At 61.8% G+C, this 17296-nt stretch carries 18 protein-coding genes and 1 tRNA gene; 8 read left to right on the top strand and 11 right to left on the bottom strand.

Going from position 1 to position 17296, the window contains the following annotated elements:
* Positions 1-17 precede the first annotated feature (17 nt).
* A complete protein-coding gene (locus VCK47_RS01345) occupies positions 18-1535 on the top strand; it encodes an inorganic phosphate transporter (RefSeq protein WP_322888933.1) in 1518 nt (505 codons plus the stop codon).
* A gap of 369 nt (positions 1536-1904) precedes the next feature.
* On the opposite strand, the gene VCK47_RS01340 is transcribed toward VCK47_RS01345, so the two are convergent.
* Positions 1905-2525 (bottom strand): TetR/AcrR family transcriptional regulator, encoded by a 621-nt coding sequence (locus tag VCK47_RS01340; RefSeq protein ID WP_322888932.1) that lies wholly within the window; start codon positions 2523-2525, stop codon positions 1905-1907.
* 104 nt (positions 2526-2629) lie between these two features.
* Between VCK47_RS01340 and VCK47_RS01335 the strand changes: the two genes are divergently transcribed.
* The 3 genes from VCK47_RS01335 (at position 2630) to VCK47_RS01325 (ending at position 4331) form a co-directional block, all read left to right on the top strand.
* Complete coding sequence (locus VCK47_RS01335; protein ID WP_322888931.1) at positions 2630-3073, top strand: ABA4-like family protein; 444 nt, start codon at positions 2630-2632, stop codon at positions 3071-3073.
* Entirely contained in the window at positions 3070-3900 is an 831-nt protein-coding gene (locus tag VCK47_RS01330) for a hypothetical protein (protein WP_322888930.1), read from the top strand. The genes VCK47_RS01335 and VCK47_RS01330 overlap by 4 nt, the downstream gene beginning before the upstream one ends.
* A gap of 71 nt (positions 3901-3971) precedes the next feature.
* Positions 3972-4331 (top strand): DUF2147 domain-containing protein, encoded by a 360-nt coding sequence (locus tag VCK47_RS01325; protein WP_322888929.1) that lies wholly within the window; start codon positions 3972-3974, stop codon positions 4329-4331.
* Positions 4332-4678: 347 nt separating this feature from the next.
* Here VCK47_RS01325 and VCK47_RS01320 read toward each other — a convergent pair.
* From VCK47_RS01320 to VCK47_RS01275, 10 genes are all read right to left on the bottom strand, one after another.
* A tRNA-Arg gene (locus tag VCK47_RS01320) sits at positions 4679-4755 on the bottom strand.
* 48 nt (positions 4756-4803) lie between these two features.
* The gene (locus VCK47_RS01315; protein ID WP_322888928.1) at positions 4804-6027 is read right to left on the bottom strand and encodes a cysteine desulfurase; all 1224 of its coding nucleotides are present in this window, start codon (positions 6025-6027) and stop codon (positions 4804-4806) included.
* A complete protein-coding gene (locus tag VCK47_RS01310) occupies positions 6024-6617 on the bottom strand; it encodes a Yip1 family protein (RefSeq protein WP_322888927.1) in 594 nt (197 codons plus the stop codon). Before VCK47_RS01310 ends, VCK47_RS01315 begins: the two co-directional genes overlap by 4 nt.
* Positions 6614-7117, bottom strand: a complete 504-nt coding sequence (locus VCK47_RS01305; protein ID WP_322888926.1) for a hypothetical protein — start codon at positions 7115-7117, stop codon at positions 6614-6616. The genes VCK47_RS01310 and VCK47_RS01305 overlap by 4 nt, the downstream gene beginning before the upstream one ends.
* Entirely contained in the window at positions 7117-8403 is a 1287-nt protein-coding gene (locus VCK47_RS01300) for a SufB/SufD family protein (RefSeq protein WP_322888925.1), read from the bottom strand. Before VCK47_RS01300 ends, VCK47_RS01305 begins: the two co-directional genes overlap by 1 nt.
* Positions 8403-9158 (bottom strand): Fe-S cluster assembly ATPase SufC, encoded by a 756-nt coding sequence (sufC, locus tag VCK47_RS01295; RefSeq protein ID WP_322888924.1) that lies wholly within the window; start codon positions 9156-9158, stop codon positions 8403-8405. The genes VCK47_RS01300 and sufC overlap by 1 nt, the downstream gene beginning before the upstream one ends.
* A 111-nt stretch (positions 9159-9269) precedes the next feature.
* Entirely contained in the window at positions 9270-9788 is a 519-nt protein-coding gene (locus VCK47_RS01290) for a hypothetical protein (protein WP_322888923.1), read from the bottom strand.
* Positions 9789-9926: 138 nt separating this feature from the next.
* On the bottom strand, positions 9927-11450 hold the full coding sequence (gene sufB, locus VCK47_RS01285) for a Fe-S cluster assembly protein SufB (protein WP_322888922.1): 1524 nt from the start codon (positions 11448-11450) through the stop codon (positions 9927-9929).
* Between the two features lie 10 nt (positions 11451-11460).
* Positions 11461-12492: a cysteine desulfurase family protein gene (locus VCK47_RS01280; protein WP_322888921.1), complete on the bottom strand. Its 1032-nt coding sequence runs from the start codon at positions 12490-12492 to the stop codon at positions 11461-11463.
* Positions 12493-12567: 75 nt separating this feature from the next.
* A complete protein-coding gene (locus tag VCK47_RS01275) occupies positions 12568-13029 on the bottom strand; it encodes an Rrf2 family transcriptional regulator (protein WP_322888920.1) in 462 nt (153 codons plus the stop codon).
* 167 nt (positions 13030-13196) lie between these two features.
* Between VCK47_RS01275 and VCK47_RS01270 the strand changes: the two genes are divergently transcribed.
* The 4 genes from VCK47_RS01270 to VCK47_RS01255 all read left to right on the top strand — a co-directional run bounded on the left by VCK47_RS01270 (position 13197) and on the right by VCK47_RS01255 (position 17225).
* Positions 13197-13850 carry an alpha/beta hydrolase gene (locus VCK47_RS01270; RefSeq protein ID WP_322888919.1) on the top strand — a complete coding sequence of 218 codons (654 nt, stop codon included), beginning with the start codon at positions 13197-13199 and terminating at the stop codon, positions 13848-13850.
* A 3-nt stretch (positions 13851-13853) separates the two neighbouring features.
* The gene (locus tag VCK47_RS01265; RefSeq protein ID WP_322888918.1) at positions 13854-14204 is read left to right on the top strand and encodes a hypothetical protein; all 351 of its coding nucleotides are present in this window, start codon (positions 13854-13856) and stop codon (positions 14202-14204) included.
* Positions 14205-14798 carry an HD domain-containing protein gene (locus tag VCK47_RS01260; protein WP_322888917.1) on the top strand — a complete coding sequence of 198 codons (594 nt, stop codon included), beginning with the start codon at positions 14205-14207 and terminating at the stop codon, positions 14796-14798. It begins immediately after the preceding gene.
* Between the two features lie 126 nt (positions 14799-14924).
* Positions 14925-17225, top strand: a complete 2301-nt coding sequence (locus VCK47_RS01255) for a DEAD/DEAH box helicase (protein ID WP_416236633.1) — start codon at positions 14925-14927, stop codon at positions 17223-17225.
* Positions 17226-17296: the final 71 nt, after the last annotated feature.

Raw genomic sequence — 17296 nt, 5'->3', positions numbered from 1 at the left:
CCGGGGCACTGTTCCGTATGTCGCGACCCAACAACCAAAGGTGCGACATCGTGACCAATTCCGACAACAACGCCAGCCATCTCGAAACGCTCGACCGTGACTTGCAGCGCTTTTCGCATCTGGAAACCGCGACGCAATATGTTGCCCGCCCGATGGTGGCACCGGGGATCGCGCTGGCCTTTATTGTGGTCACAGGGCTGATCGCGGCGGTGTTCTTTGGCGGGTTTCCGGTCAATTTCGTGGTGATCGCGGCAACCGTGTTCGGGGCCTATATGGCGTTGAACATCGGGGCAAATGATGTGGCCAACAATATGGGGCCTGCGGTCGGGGCCAATGCGCTGACCTTGGGCGGGGCGATCGCGATTGCCGCAGTGTTCGAGACCTTGGGCGCCCTGCTGGCAGGCGGCGATGTGGTATCGACGATTTCAAGCGGCATCATCGACCCTGCCGCCGTGGCCGATACGCAGATGTTCATCTGGGCCATGATGGCGGCGCTGATTTCGGCGGCGCTCTGGATCAATCTGGCGACTTGGATCGGTGCGCCGGTATCGACCACCCATTCGGTAGTGGGCGGTGTCATGGGGTCTGGCATCGCCGCGGCGGGCCTGACGGCCGTGAACTGGCCCACGATGAGCGCGATTGCCGCATCATGGGTCATCTCTCCGGTGCTGGGTGGCGTGATCGCTGCGGGGTTTCTGGCGCTGATCAAGTCACGGATCATCTACCGCGACGACAAGATCGCCGCCGCCCGCCGCTGGGTGCCGATCCTTGTGGGGATCATGGTCGGCACCTTTGCCACTTATCTCGCGATGAAGGGCCTCAGCAAGGTGGTCAAGATCGACATCGGCACCGCGGTCACAGTCGGGCTGGCGCTGGGTGTGCTGGCATGGGCCGCAGCAATCCCGCTGATCCGGCGGCAATCGCAAGGGCTGGAGAACCGCAACAAATCGCTCAAAGTGCTGTTTGGCACACCTTTGGTGATTTCGGCAGCCTTGCTCAGCTTTGCGCATGGGGCCAATGACGTGGCCAATGCGGTGGGTCCACTGGCCGCGATCGTCCATGCCTCCGAGGCGGGCACCGTCACCGCACAGGTCGCGATCCCGCTGTGGGTCATGGTCGTGGGGGCGTTCGGCATTTCGTTCGGGCTGTTCCTGTTCGGGCCGAAACTGATCCGCATGGTCGGATCGCAGATCACCAAGCTGAACCCGATGCGTGCCTATTGCGTGGCGCTGTCGGCGGCCTTTACCGTCATCGTGGCCAGCTGGCTGGGCCTGCCGGTGTCGTCGACGCATATCGCCGTCGGTGGCGTGTTCGGGGTGGGCTTTTTCCGCGAATGGGACGCCGAACGGCGGCTGCGCAACAGCACCCTGACGCGCGAACCCGAACTGCGCATCGCCCCCGAGGAGCGCCGCCGCCGCAAACTGGTGCGCCGGTCGCATTTCATGACGATCATCGCCGCATGGGTCGTGACCGTGCCTGCAGCGGCATTGCTGTCGGCACTGGTGTTCATGATCCTGAACAGCCTGCCGGTCTGAACCGGCCACTTTGCGGTTGGAAGATTGGTGCGCCGTGGCAGCAGACGATGGGAACTGGAAAACTGTTTTGAAACAGTAGGGTGGCGTTCATTAACATTGGCTTTTGGGGGCCGTGTTGTGTAGATCCGCAAATCTTTTTGGATTTCCCAATCACGTTGTGATTATTTGAAAAATGTCCAGTTTACGCCGCTCGAGGACCCAATGATTGAACCGCCACGATCTCGGTGGCGCAGCATAGCAGATGAACGATCCGGCGGACGCAGACAGTCGCCACGCACATAGCGAACGATGGCAATGGCTAGACACTCCGCGCAGTTCAGGCAGACAGGTAAGCTGAAGCCGCGTCAATTGGGCGGACAGCAAGGCGGGTCAAGCACCGGGTTTGTCGAACTGCACGTCAAACACCGCCCGGAACAGCGCCTCGCGCGCATGGACATCATTGTCATCCGGCAGAGAGATATGACCTGCAAGCATCAATTCCGCAAAGCCATGCACGCGGGTCCAGCAGGCCAGAACCTCTTCACGCGCGCCCGGATGCGCCAGCGGTTCTGCGCCATGCAGCGCTGCCACATTGCGGGCAAGATGCATAAATGCGGCCTCTCCCGCAGCCATGACATCCTTGTCGGGGTCAGGCCCTTTCGGCAAGCCAAAGATCAGCCGGAACAACGCCGGATGCGCCTGCGCGAATTCCAGATAGCCAAGCCCCGAGGCGATCAATTGCTCGGCGGGTGTTTGCGGGGCAATGCCCTCTCGGGCGATCATGCATTCCAGCAGCCGTTGAAACCCGCGTTCGGCCAAGGCGTCGATCAGGCCCGCGACATCCCCGAAATGATGGGCGGGCGCGGTATGGCTTACGCCCACACGCGCCGATACCCGCCGCAATGAGAAACCCTCCAGCCCGCGCGCGGCCAGTTCCGCCTCGGCGGCATCGATAATCGCGCGGCGCAGGTCGCCGTGGTGATATCCCTTTTTGGGGCTTGCGCTGTTCATGTGTCGTCTCCGGCTAGGTCAAAAGCATAACTTGACAGCGGAAAGATCGCAAGGTAGCACCAATCTAACCACTGGAAAGATGGGGCCGCGTAAAGAGGCAATACATGACTGCTGAACTGCTGTTTTCTGTTGCCAATCCAGTCGCCCTTTTGGGGTGGATCGGCCTTGCCGCAGCACCCCTCGCGCCACGTGCCGTCGATAAACTGGCAGGCTGGGTGCTGCCTGGTGGCCTCTCGCTGGCCTATGCGGTGCTGATGCTGGTGCATTTCGCCGACGCACCCGGCGGGTTCCGGACACTTGCCGATGTGCAGGCTCTTTTCACCGATGTCGATGTGGCGCTGGCGGGGTGGATCCATTTCCTCGCCTTCGACCTGTTCATCGGCGCATGGATCGTGCGGGATTCGCAGCGCCAAGGCATTGCGCATTGGATGGTGCTCCCGATCCTGCCCTTTGCCTTCCTGCTCGGCCCGGCGGGCCTGCTGGCCTATATGGGGCTTCGCCTGATCCGTAGGCGCGGCACCGCACAAAATCGGCAGGCAACGCCATGACCGACGTGGCAAAAGAGCAATGCGAGACGGCCGATATCATAACCTACTATGTCGTCCCGCTGCGCGCTGATCCCATCCTGGGCCAGCTCGCGTTGGCGATGGTGCTGTCGCTTTTGCTGACAGTCCCGGCCTTCCTGCTGGACGACCGACTGTTCAACGGCGCGAATGTCTGGCTGAAGCCGATCAAGTTCCAGATCGCTCTGGCGCTCTATTTTGCCACCCTCACGGTCTATGCCACATGGCTGCCCGAGGGCGTCATGCGCAGCACAAAGATGCGGGTGTTCCTGACGGCGGTTGTCGTTGCGACCATTGCCGAAATGCTTTGGATCAGCGGGGCGGCGATGTTCGCCACGGCCTCGCACTACAATCCTGTGCCGCTGCTTTATGCCATCTACGCCGCGATGGGGGCTTTTGCGGTGCTATTGACCGCGGTCAGCCTCGTGCTCGGCATGGCCTTCTGGCGCGACCGCGGGTCTGCCCTGCCCGCCCCGTTTCGGCTGTCGCTGGCCTTGGGACTGATTGCAACCTTTGTGCTGACACTGATCGCGGCCGGAACGCTGTCTGCCTTGCCCGGCCATCATGTCGGCACCCCCGTCACAGGCGCGACGGTGCCCTTTATGGGATGGTCGCGCGAGGTCGGGGATCTGCGGGTGTCGCATTTTCTGGCCACTCATGCGCTGCATGTGATCCCAGTGATCGGGCTTGCCGCAATGGCGCTAAGACCACCGCGCCTCGCACGCCTTGCCGTCTGGGTGGGTACGGCCGGCTTTGCGGCGCTAACGCTGTTTACCTTTGCCCAAGCCCTTAGCGGGAGGCCCTTTATATGAAAACCACATCCATGCGCCGGGCCAAACGCACGAGTTTATCTGCGATACGCTGCAGCCTGTTGGCCATTGGCATGGCTGTTGTCGCGCCAATAGCTGCCACGGCACAGGACGCCACGGGCCTCTGGCGCACAGAGGCAGCGCAAGAAGGCTATCTGGAAGTGCAGGTCGCGCCTTGCGGGGCGGCGCTGTGTGGCACGATCCTGCGCGCGCGCGACCTTCAAGGGCGCGAGCAACCCTATCCGCATCTGGGCAGATGGATGATCCGCGATATGGCACCCACCGGTCCGACCAGCTGGGGCAACGGACAAATCTGGGACCCGCGGAATGACCGGACCTTTCGGTCCAAGATGGAGCTCTCGGGGAATAATCTGGCCGTCTCGGGCTGCGTTCTTGGGTTCTGCCAGAGCCAGATCTGGAGCCGCGTGGACTGACGCATTCACCCCGCATGCGGGGCGCCCGCACTTGCCTGCCCTTTGTACGAGTAATCGGTTTGATGTTTGGGCAGACAAGACTCGGTGAGGGACCAACGGTCCTTCACCGAGACCCATTTCCAGCGGCCGGAACGCCATAAGACAAAGGCCATCGCGCTTGCCACCATGCAGTGTTGCCAAACGCCTGTTTTGGACCGAAATCGACCATCCGCGACTGACCCTACCCGCGCACTGCGCGCCAATCCATCTTGGCGAAACAGCTTAACTGACAGTGCCCGTGCAACCTTGCGCCACAAAGACACAGGTCTCACGCAGCAAACTCACGGAAAAACACGCGTTTAGGTGTATGGTGCACCCGACAAGATTCGAACTTGTGGCCTCTGCCTTCGGAGGGCAGCGCTCTATCCAGCTGAGCTACGGGTGCGTTGCGATTTCTATAGCGACCCCGCTGCGGGGTCGCAATGCAAAAACTTCAGCTGAACAGATCGTGGCACAGTTCCAGCGCGTCGATCAGCACATCGACTTCTTCGACCGTGTTATAGACACCGAATGACGCGCGGCAGGTCGCGGGCACGCCGATATGGTCCATCAGCGGCATGGCGCAATGCGACCCCGCACGCACGGCCACGCCTTTCTTGTCCAGCACGGTGGAAATGTCATGCGCATGCGCCGCCCCTTCCAGCGTGAAGGAAAAGATAGCACCTTTGGTGTCGGACGTGCCTTGCACCTGCACCCAGTTCAGCCCGTCCAGCCGTTCGCGGGCATAGTTGCGCAAAAGCCGTTCGTGCTCGGCTATATTGGCCATGCCAAGCCCGGTCATGTAATCGAGCGCCACGCCCAGCCCGATCATCTGCACGATACCGGGTGTGCCCGCCTCGAACATCATCGGGGGATCGTTCCATGTGACCGTATCGCGCGAGACTTCGCGGATCATGTCGCCGCCACCCATGAAGGGGCGCATTTCGGCCATCCGTTCCTTGCGGACGTAAATCGCGCCCGACCCCGAGGGACCGTAAAGTTTATGCCCCGTGATCGCATAGAAATCGCAGCCCAGGGCCTGCACATCGACAGGCATATGCACGGCGGCCTGTGATCCGTCGACCAGCACCGGCACGCCTTTGGCATGGGCGCCTGCGGTGATCTTGGCGATATCCACGACGGTGCCCAGCACGTTGGACATATGGGTGATCGCGACCAGCTTGGTCTTGGGGCCGATCGCGTCGATCACCTTTTGCGGGTCCAGATCGCCGCGGCTATCGACATCGACCCAGCGGATCACGACGCCCTGGCGTTCGCGCAGGAAATGCCACGGCACAATATTGGCGTGGTGTTCCATGATCGACAGCACGATTTCATCGCCTGCCTCCATCCGTGGCATGGCCCAGCCATAGGCGACCATATTGATGCCTTCGGTGGTGCCCGAGTTCATGATGATCTCGTCCTCGGAGGCGGCATTGAGGAACCGTGCGATGGTGCCGCGCACGGCCTCGTATTTCTCGGTCGCGAGGTTGGACAGGTAATGCAGGCCCCGATGCACGTTCGCATATTCATGGGCGTAGGCCTGCGTGACCGCGTCGATCACGACCTGTGGCTTCTGCGCGGATGCGCCGTTGTCCAGATAGACCAGCGGCTTGCCGTTGACCTGTCGCGACAGGATCGGGAAATCGGCGCGGACTTTCGCGATATCTAGGGTCATACTTGACCTCCGGTAGGGGCGACGCCCAGCACAGTCAGAACGATGCCCGCGATCAGTGCGGTCCCGATCACGGCGAACAGGACGGTGCCAAAGGCTTTGCCCAGACTTTCAAAGCGATGCATCACATTGACGAAGTTCAGCATGCAGCGGATCAGGATCGCCAGCGATACCAGACCAAAGATCGACGCGATCTGCGGGCTGATCACAACAAGCACAACCTGCACGGCCTCCAGCGCGACGCTGATGGCCTGAAACAGGACGATGACGGTCAGGCTATCCTCGACCGTACCCTGCCCGCCCATCATGCGGCCGACGTGATAGATCGTATAGACCAGCAAAAACAGAAAAACGGTGATGATCATCGCATAGCTGAACGGCGTCAGAACCATGCCTTCCTGCATCATCACAGGCATCGGCGACGCCGCCTGCAACAGCGCCAGCATCAGCACGTTGAGGATCGCCACCAGCGCAAGCGCTGTCCAAAGATTGCCAAGCCCGATCCGCCAGTCCAGCGCCTGGCGCGCGGCCGCCGCAGGGTCGGTGATCGCGCCCCATAGGGCGCGCGTGGCAGATTGCATCGTGATATTCATGGTCTGCTTTCTGCTTCACGCATTGATTGCACCCAGATAACCACAAAAGCGACCACCCAGAATGCGCCGACGATATTTGTCTCGATCCCCGGCCCGATAAACCCGCGCGTCATGCCGTGCAGCAGGATCGCGGGCGAGGTTGCCAGCATCGTCCAGAATAAGGCGACGCGGGCCCCATACATCGTGCCTTTGCCGCCCAGAACCCGTGCCACAAGATGTGTGGCACCACCCAGAAAATACAAGAAGAGCGGCCAGACCATCAGCCAGGCCAGAAATTCATAGGCCATCAGGCGGTCAAGTTCCGGCACCTCTGCCCCCGGTGGCAGGTCGAACCCCGCCGCCGTGCGCGACAGGCGCGGCCATTGTGCCACGAAGATCAGGAAACAGGCGATCATCAGATAGGCGATCGCCCGATCCTCGCGCCTGCCCTGATCCAGAATGCTGCGCATCACCGCACGCGGCGCGCGCCATGTCCGCACGATATCGCTGGTGACTGGCATCAGGCCCGCCGTGCCAGCCAGCCTTCCAGCCGGGTTTGCAGTTCTTCCGCCAGCGCCTGATCCTCGATTTCGGCCAGGGCTTCGGCCAAAAAGGACAGGGTCAGCAGATTGCGCGCGACCTCCATCGGCACCCCGCGAGAGCGCAGGTAGAACAGCGCAGTCTCATCAATCGCCCCGGTGGTGGATCCGTGCGAACAGGCCACGTCGTCTGCGTAGATTTCGAGTTCCGGCTTGGCCAGAAACTGGCTGTCGTCGTCCAGCAGCAAGGACTGGCTGATCTGGTAGCCATCGGTCTTTTGCGCGCCTTGCTTGACAAGGATCTTGCCCTGGAACACGCCGACGGCCCCGTTGCGCAGCACTTTCTTGAACACCTGACGGCTTTCACTGCGCAGCGCGTCATGGGTCACGAACACAGTGTCGTCATGGTGGAAATCATCGCCATCGCCCACACAGGCCCCCGCGACATGCGCCACCGCATCATCGCCACGGATGTCGATCACACATTCATTGCGCGTCAGCACACCGTTGAATGTCAGCGTGAAGGATTTGAACACGGCTTCCGCCGCCAGTTGCGCAAAACAATGCGTCACCGCACGGCGTTCGTGGTCGTTGCCTTGGGCGCGGATATGGTGGAACTGGCCACCATCGGCGATATCGACCTCAAGACAGGTGGACAGGCGCGCCGCACCGGGACCGGTTTCCAGCAGCGTCAGGCTTGCGCCTGCCTCGACGCGGACAAGGTTGTGCAGCGTGGCGTCCGAGGTTTCGGACTGGTGCAGATAGACCAGATGCACGGGCTTGCTGACCGGTGCTGTCGCGCGGATCACGATCCCGTCGCTGGCAATTGCCGTGTTCAGCGCCGCCAAGGGGCGTTCCACGGGGTTCTGCCCGCGGGATTCCAGCGTGCCGTAAAGGTCCTTGGCCCAGTGGATATCGCGCTGCGTGACATCGGACAGACGGTGGATCTCCACCCCCTCTCCCGCCAGATCGCTGGAGGCTGCCGCGTCAAACACGCCATCCACGAACACCAGCGCGATCCGGTCAACGCCCGCGAAAAGCGGACCTTCGCCGTTGTCGAACAAGGCCGCAGGCGGCGCATCGGCCGCGATCAGCGACGCGGGATCAGTATAGCGCCAGTATTCGTCACGCCGCGTGGGCAGGCCCATCGCCGACAGCCGCGCCAGCGCGTCGCTGCGGGCTGCTGTCGCCCATGTGGCACCGTCCGGCAAGGTAATCCCCGCCAGCCGCGCCAGTGTCGCGTCCTCTTTCAGCTTCGCCAATGCCATCAGGCCACCCCTGCCAAAATATCGGCATACCCGTTGTTTTCCACCTCAAGTGCCAGTTCAGGCCCGCCCGACTGGATGATCCGGCCATCGGCCATGATGTGCACGATATCGGGCTTGATATGGTCAAGCAGGCGCTGGTAATGCGTGATGACAAGGAACGACCGCCCCTCAGAGCGCAGCGCGTTCACGCCGTCAGCCACCAGTTTCATCGCATCGACGTCCAGACCGGAATCGGTCTCGTCCAAAATGCACATCTTGGGTTCCAGCATCGCCATCTGCAGGATTTCGTTGCGCTTTTTCTCGCCGCCCGAAAAACCGACATTGACCGGGCGCTTGAGCATTTCGGCGTCGATTTTCAAATCTTTCGCTTTGGCGCGGACTTCCTTGAGGAAATCACCAGCGCTCAGTTCCTCTTCGCCACGCGCTTTGCGCTGGGCGTTCACGGCGGTGCGCAGAAAGGTCATATTGCCGACACCGGGGATTTCGACAGGATACTGGAACGCCAGAAACAGGCCAGCGGCGGCGCGTTCTTCGGGTTCCATGTCCAGCAGGTCCACACCTTCAAGCATCGCCGACCCGCCCGTGACGGTATAGCCGTCCTTGCCGGACAGCACATAGGACAGGGTCGATTTGCCCGACCCGTTCGGCCCCATGATCGCATGCACGGTCCCCGGAGCAATCGACAGGTCAACGCCCTTGAGGATCTGCTTGTCCTCTTCTTCAAGTTTCACTTGCAGGCCTTTGATTTCCAACATCTTATTCTCCTTGAAATGCGGCAGAACGGGCGCTTGGCCCGTCCGATAGGGGGGAAGAAACGCAAAAAGCACCCTTGGACAGGGTGCGTGATCCTTGCGTAAAAACAGGGGTCAGAGCGCGAAAAGCGCCCCGTTGATGACGACCGATTGCGACACCGTGGTCGCCATGACCTGATCGACATAGGCGGGCGAATAAAGCCACGCCATCTGTTCGGGCCAGCGCCAGACCAGATTGTGCCCCGCGATCAGCATGAGATAGATGCCCGCCGCCTGCGCCATCCGCGCCATGAAGCCGCGATGCCCCAAAAGCACCGACAGCACCAGCAACGCCCACAAAGCGGCCGTCAGATCCAGCGTCAGGGTCGTTACATTGGCTTCCAGCAGCCCGAAATACTGCACCCGCACCCATTGGCCGATCGCCAGCGCCATGGCGCCGATGATCATCGAGACCAGCACGGCGGACAGATAGGACGGCTCTTCCGCTTTGGACGCCTTGCGGATCTTCTCCCGAGAGATGTGCTTGGGGATATGCATCCGCAATTCGGGGTCGTAATAGGAATCGTTGCGCGGGTTGCGGATCCGCTTGATCCGCGCGTTGAAATCCCGTTGGTCGTATTTCGCCGTTCCCATCGCAAAGCACCCCATCCGCCGAATGGGGCCTGAATGCACGCCAACTGCGGCAAAATGCGGGCGACGCAATGACGCTTGCGCGACAATTGCGCGGCGCACCGCCACTTGCCGTAAGGGCAGGATGTGCAGCGATAGCTGTCACCCGACCGACCCTTCGAGCGAGATTGCGACCAGCGCCTGCGCTTCCATCGCAAATTCCATCGGCAGCGCCTGCAACACTTCCTTGCAGAACCCGTTCACGACCAGTGCGACGGCCTCTTCCTCGTCCATGCCACGGCTGCGGCAATAGAACAGCTGATCGTCGTCCACCTTGGATGTCGTCGCCTCGTGCTCGACCCGCGATGAATTGTTCTTCACCTCGATGTAAGGCACCGTATGCGCGCCGCATTTGTCACCGATCAACAGGCTGTCGCATTGCGTATAATTGCGGCTGTTCTTGGCCTTGGGGTGCATCGACACAAGGCCACGATAGGTGTTCTGCGCACGTCCCGCGCTGATCCCCTTGGACACGATCCGGCTTTTAGTATTCTTGCCCAGATGGACCATTTTGGTGCCGGTATCGGCCTGCTGCATGTTGTTGGCGATGGCGATGGAATAGAATTCGCCTTGGCTGTCGTCACCGCGCAGGATGCAGCTGGGGTATTTCCACGTCACGGCAGAGCCGGTTTCGACTTGGGTCCACATCACCTTGGCGCGGTCGCCACGGCAATCGGCGCGTTTGGTGACAAAGTTGTAGATCCCGCCCTTGCCGTTCTCGTCACCGGGATACCAGTTCTGCACGGTCGAATACTTCACCTCTGCATCTTCCTCGACGATGATCTCGACCACGGCAGCATGAAGCTGCGCGACGTCACGCTTGGGCGCGGTACAGCCTTCAAGATAGGAGACATAGGACCCCTTGTCGGCGATGATCAGCGTGCGCTCGAACTGGCCGGTGTTTTCGGCATTGATCCGGAAATAGGTCGACAATTCCATCGGGCAGCGCACGCCCGGCGGGATATAGACGAACGACCCGTCCGAAAACACGGCCGAATTCAGCGTCGCATAGTAATTGTCCGACTGCGGCACGACCGAGCCGAGGTATTTCTTCACCAGTTCCGGATGGTCGCGGATCGCCTCGGAAATCGAGCAAAAGATCACGCCGGCCTTTTTCAATTCCGCCTGAAAGGTGGTGCCGACAGAGACAGAATCGAACACAGCATCCACCGCGACCTTGCGGCCTTCGGCGGGCATGTTTTCGGCCCCCTCGACACCGGCCAAAATCGCCTGTTCCTTCAGCGGAATCCCGAGCTTGGCGTAGGTCGCAAGCAGCTTGGGATCGACATCGTCCAGCGACTTGGGCTTGACCGCCATGCTTTTGGGGCGGGCATAGTAATAGATATCCTGAAAATCGATTTCAGGATAATTCACCATCGCCCATTTCGGCTCGGTCATCTTTTCCCAGCGGGTGAAAGCCTGCAGGCGCCATTCGGTCATCCATTCGGGCTCTTCGTTCTTGGACGAGATCAGACGCACGATATCGGGGTTCACGCCTTTGGGGGCGTAATCCATCTCGATCTCGGTTTCCCAGCCGTATTTGTAGTTCCCCGACAGGGCTGTGACCGCATCGACCGTTTCCTGATCGACGCCTTCTTTCACTTCGATCTTGTCCAGAGCTGTCATGTTCTTCCCCTCATGCCGCGCGCAACCGCGCCCGTTTTTCTGTCCAGGCCTGCACGAAGCGCAGAACCTGATCTTCTGTTGTTTCCAGCCCCAATGACACCCGCAACGCAGAGGCGGCGGCGTCGTCATCCAGACCCAGCGCGCGCAAGACGCGGCTTTGTTTTACCTTGCCCGACGAACAGGCCGATCCCGCCGAAACGGCGAAACCCGCCAAATCCATCGCCATGACCTGCGTTTCGCCTTTCCACCCCCGTGTCACGAAACAGCTGGTGTTGGGAAGACGTGGCAAGTCTTTCCCGACAAAAATAGTGCTCTTATCCGCAGCCTCAATGGCCTCTTCTAGAATATTTCTAAACTGAGCGATTTGTTCCCAGCGCCCCGCCGCCAGATCGGCCTGTGCTGCAGCCGCAGCCGCACCCATGCCCGCAATGCCGATCACGTTCTCGGTTCCCGACCGGCGGCCCATCTCTTGCCCGCCGCCTTTGATCTGGGCTGTCAGGTTATGGCCACGCGGTATAATCAAGGCACCAACCCCCTTGGGTCCACCCAATTTATGCGCCGACAGGAACACCATCTCCACACCCGACCAAGAATAGGAAAACGGGACCCGCCCGAACCCTTGGGTAATGTCCGAGACAGCGAGGCCCCCAGGCAGGTCCTGCACGATCCCCGTCTCCGAATTGGCCAGCTGCACCGTGCTGCGCGCCGGATCATCCACCTGCACACGGCCCGCCACCACGGGCAGCACCGGATCGACCCAGGCATGCACCGCGTCATGTTCGATCATGCCCGCCTGCAACCCGCGCCCCGCCAGCGCCAGGGCCGCGGCCTCTGTCGCGCCGGACGTAAAGACGACATCGGCCTCGCCTGCCCCTACGGCCTCGGCGATCTGGGCGCGCGCACGCTCCACCACGGCCTTGGCGGCGCGGCCTTCGGCATGCACGCTCGACGGATTGCCGGTGGCATCCATCGCGGCCATCATCGCGGCGCGCGCCTCGGCCCGCAGGGGCGTTGTGGCGTTATGATCCAGATAGACTCTCATCCCATCTTCCGAGCCCAAATATCCCGGGGGGGCCCCGGATCATATCCGGGGCGGGGGCTGGCCCCCCTGCGCCGCTCAATCCTCATCGACGATCTCGAACAAGGCAGGCACGGCAGGGCATGGGGCGAGCGAATTGCTTACCACATCCGACAGGCGCGCCTGATGCAAAAACACATAGACATGCGCGCTCAACCCCTCCCAAAGCCGGTTGGTCAGCGATTGCGCGCGGCTACCCGACGCCCCGCCAGAGGCTCCAGCACCTTTGTGCATGGCCGAGACGGTTTCATCCACCGCCCCCAAAATCTCGACAACACGTATTTCGGACGCAGGCCGCGACAACCGGTAACCACCCCCCGGCCCCCGCACGGAATCGACCAGACCGGACCGGCGCAGCTTGACAAACAACTGCTCCAGATAGGGCAAAGAGATATCCTGCCGCTTGGAAATCTCGGTCAGATTGACCAGCGCATCGGGCGGCTGCAGGGCAAGATCGGCCAGCGCCACCATCGCGTAACGGCCCTTCGTGCTTAACTTCATGCGGCGCGCCCCGTCCAATCCAGCAAATACATTGACGGCGCACGGCTGCGTCATTACTTCACCGTGAGCCAGACTTGGGGAATTCCCATAGTTTAGAATCCTTCTAAGGTGCCCGATAGTTTTCGTCAAGATTGCTGTCGCCACCCAACCAGCGACGGAACACCATCATGCCCGAAGTCATTTTCCCCGGACCCGAAGGGCGCCTCGAAGGGCGCTATCATCCGCAAAAGGACCGTGACGCCCCCATCGCCATCGTCCTGCATCCGCATCCGCAATTCGGCGGCACGATGAATAACCGCGTGGTCTATAACCTGCATTACGCCTTCTACAATCTGGGCTTTACCGTGCTGCGGTTCAATTTCCGCGGCGTTGGGCGCAGCCAGGGCGAATACGACCAGGGCGTGGGCGAATTGTCCGATGCAGCCTCGGCGCTGGATTACCTGCAGTCGATGAATAACAACGCCAAACATTGCTGGGTCGCGGGCTTTTCCTTCGGCGCGTGGATCGGCATGCAACTGCTGATGCGGCGCCCCGAGATCACGGGTTTCATCTCGGTCAGCCCGCCTGCCAATATGTACGACTTCAGCTTTCTGGCGCCCTGCCCGGCCTCGGGTCTTGTGATCAACGGCAGCAGCGACCGCGTGGCACCACCGCAGGACACGGTCAACCTTGTCAACAAGCTGCACGAACAAAAAGGCATCACCATCACCCATGACGAAGTCGCAGGTGCGGGCCATTTCTTCGAAGATCCGCATATGGACCCGATGATCGACACGGTGAAAACCTATGTCCGCCGGCGGCTCACTGAAAACACGAGGTAGGATATGGCCGACGCCTATGTCGACAAGGTGGCCAACGAACTGGCCGATCTGGCGCTGGCCGATCAGGCCGCCACAGGTGATATCGCGATCGTGGACCAGATCGGCGAGCTTCTGGGGGCTTCCTCACAGATCCTGCAGGAAACATATCTAACCGCCGTGCGCGTCCGGCGCGCCGAAGCGCGCGCGCGCGCCCTGCTGGCGGCACGTGCCGCGCGCGGTAGCTCGTCCACCGCCTCCGCCGCACCTGTCGAGGACATCAGCGCCGCCGATCCTGTCATGCAGCCCCCCGTGGCCGATCCGGCCCCTGCGGCTGATCCGGCCTCGGGCAATGCGCCCCGCCGCGTCACCCGCTGAATGACTGACCGGATCGCAGCGCAGCTCGCCTTTCTGACAGAGGCGTGCAAGCTGAAATCCATCCTGCGCGCGACCACGCTCTGCGACGGGTCGCGCCGCGAGAACAGCGGCGAACACAGCTGGCATATCGCGCTTTACGCGCTGGTGCTGGGTGAACAGGCGCAAGACGACGTCAACATCGATCGCGTGATACGGATGCTGCTGATCCATGATCTGGTAGAAATCGACGCAGGCGATGCCCCCATCCACGGTGCGCAGAACACAAAGGCCCAAGTCGAAATCGAACAGGCCGCAGCCACCCGCCTTTTTGGCCTGCTACCGCCCGATCAGGCGCAGGCCTTCCGCGCGCTCTGGGACGAATTTGAGGCGGCAGAGACCCCCGACGCGATCTTTGCCAAATCCATCGACCGCGTGCAGCCCGTCATCGCCAATCTCGAAACCGGCGGCGGCACGTGGCCTGCCTATAACGTCACCGCCGCGCAGCTTGAAACCCGCGTCGGCGCAAAAGTCGCGCGTGGCGCGCCCGCTCTCTGGTCGGCGCTCAGACACCGGATCGATGCGTGGTTCGCAGCCCGCCCTTCATCGTTCGAGTAGAAATATCCCGGGGTCCCGGGCTGGCCCCGGTCTGCTGCGCGCAACAAATCGCCATTGCCTCTATACAAACAGGGCCAGCAGGCGTAGGGCGCGTGGTTTAGAGAAGCCCGAGAAAGCACCCGATTGATGACGACGATGATCCCGACCCTTGCTGCCGCACTGTCCGCCCAAGGCTATACCGACCTCACACCCGTGCAGGTGGCCGTGACGGATGCAGCCTTGGCCGAGCAGGATCTGCTGGTTTCGGCGCAGACCGGATCGGGCAAGACGGTGGGCTTCGGCCTGGCCATCGGCCCGACGATCCTGCCCGAAGACGGGATGTTCGGCTCTGCAGGCCGGCCCCTCGCGCTTGTCATCGCACCGACGCGCGAACTCGCGTTGCAGGTCAAACGCGAATTGCAGTGGCTTTATGCAGGGACCGGCGCGACACTCGCCTCCTGCGTCGGCGGCATGGACTTCCGCGACGAAAAGCGCAGCCTTGAACGCGGCGCGCAGATCGTCGTCGCCACGCCGGGCCGTTTGCGCGACCACATCATGCGCAACACGATTGATCTGTCCGACATCAAGGCCGTAATTCTTGATGAAGCCGACGAGATGCTCGATCTGGGGTTCCGCGAAGACCTCGAATTCATCCTCGATCAGGCGCCACCCAGCCGCCGCACGCTGATGTTCTCGGCCACGGTCCCTGCGGCCATCGCGAAACTCGCGCAATCCTATCAAAAAGACGCCGTGCGCGTGGCCTCCACCTCCAAGGAAAGCCAGCACAGCGACATCGAATACCGTGCGCTGACCGTCGCGAACCACGATATCGACGCGGCCATCATCAACGTGCTGCGGTTCTACGACGCCCCCAACGCGATCGTTTTCGCCAACACCCGCGCGATGGTGACCCGCCTGACCACGCGTCTGGCCAACCGCGGTTTCGCGACCGTCGCCTTGTCGGGCGAGTTGAGCCAGACCGAACGCACCCACGCCCTGCAAGCGATGCGCGACGGGCGGGCACGCGTCTGTGTGGCGACCGATGTGGCCGCACGCGGCATCGACCTGCCGAACCTTGAGCTGGTGATCCACGCCGAATTGCCGACCAATGCCGAAACCCTCCTGCATCGTTCCGGCCGCACAGGGCGCGCTGGCCGCAAGGGCATTTCCGCGATGATCGTGCCTGCGAAAATGAAACGCCGCGCGCAGAACCTGCTGACATGGGGCAAGCTGCAGGCGACATGGGCGCTGCCGCCCACCGCCGATGAAGTCACCGCCAAGGATGAAGAACGCCTGCTGACCGATCCGGTCTGGTCGGAAAGCTTTACCGAGAGTGAACAGGAATTTGCGGCACGCCTTCTTGCCCAGCACGCGCCCGAAAAGATCGCCGCGGCCTATCTGCGGCTTTACGCAGGCAAGCAATCCGCGCCCGAAGAACTGAGCGACTACAAGGACGGCCCCGCCGCCCCCGACCGCAAAGGCGATGCGGACCGTCCCGTGCGCGATCACAAATCCTTTGGCCCGTCCCGCTGGTTCCGCGTCGATGTGGGCCGCGAAGGCAAGGCCGAGGCCCGCTGGCTTTTGCCGATGATCTGCAAGGCCGGTGGCATCACCAAGACCGAAATCGGCGCAATCCGCATCCAGCCGAATGAAACTTTCGTCGAAATCTCCGAACCTGCCGTGGCCGGTTTCCTTGCCGCCATCGGCCCCGATATGGTGCTGGAAAATCAGGCGAAACTGTCGGCTTTGGACGGTGCGCCGCAGATCGGCGAACGCGGTCCCCGCGCGACCAAGCGCGATTACGACACGCCCAAACCGAAACGGCACGCGCCGCGTGATCAGGATGCGCCGCCGCCATCTGCACAAGCCGATATCGCGCCCATCCAACCGATCCCCGGTGCAGCCGACGACGATCAGGCCCGCAAACCGCGCCACAAGCCCGGCCAGAAACCAGAGCGCCGCGATCACGGTGATGCGCTGGTGCCTTACGGGACCAAGCCTGCCTACAAACCCAAATCCGACAAGCCTGCCTACAAAGGCAAGTCCGACAAACCGCCCTACAAAGGCAAATCCGACGACAAACCCGCGTGGAAAGGCAAGTCCGACAGCAAGCCTCCCTACAAGGCCAAGTCGGACGACAAGCCCGCATATAAGGGAAAGACGGACGGCAAACCCGCCTACAAGGGGAAATCGGACGACAAACCGGCCTGGAAAGGCAAATCCGACGCCAAGCCTGACGGCAAGCCCGCGTGGAAAGGCAAGTCGGACGACAAGAAACCCGGAGGCTTCGCCCGCCCCGGCAAGCCGTCCTTTGCCAAGCCCGGTGACAAGCCGCGCCCATCCGCGACCGACACATCCAAGCGGTTCACACCCCCGGGTGGTGCCGCCAAGCCGCGCAAACCTGCAGGTAAAGGCGGTGCAGGCGCGCCCAAACGCGGCAAGCCCTGACGTCACAAAATTGTCACGTCTTCGTGACGCAAGGTCAGGCGGGCTGGTGCAAACCACCATTCCGCCTGTAA

The sequence above is a fragment of the Yoonia sp. 72 genome (assembly GCF_034652275.1).
Classification (GTDB): domain Bacteria; phylum Pseudomonadota; class Alphaproteobacteria; order Rhodobacterales; family Rhodobacteraceae; genus Yoonia.
This window is presented reverse-complemented; position numbering and strand designations above follow the sequence as displayed.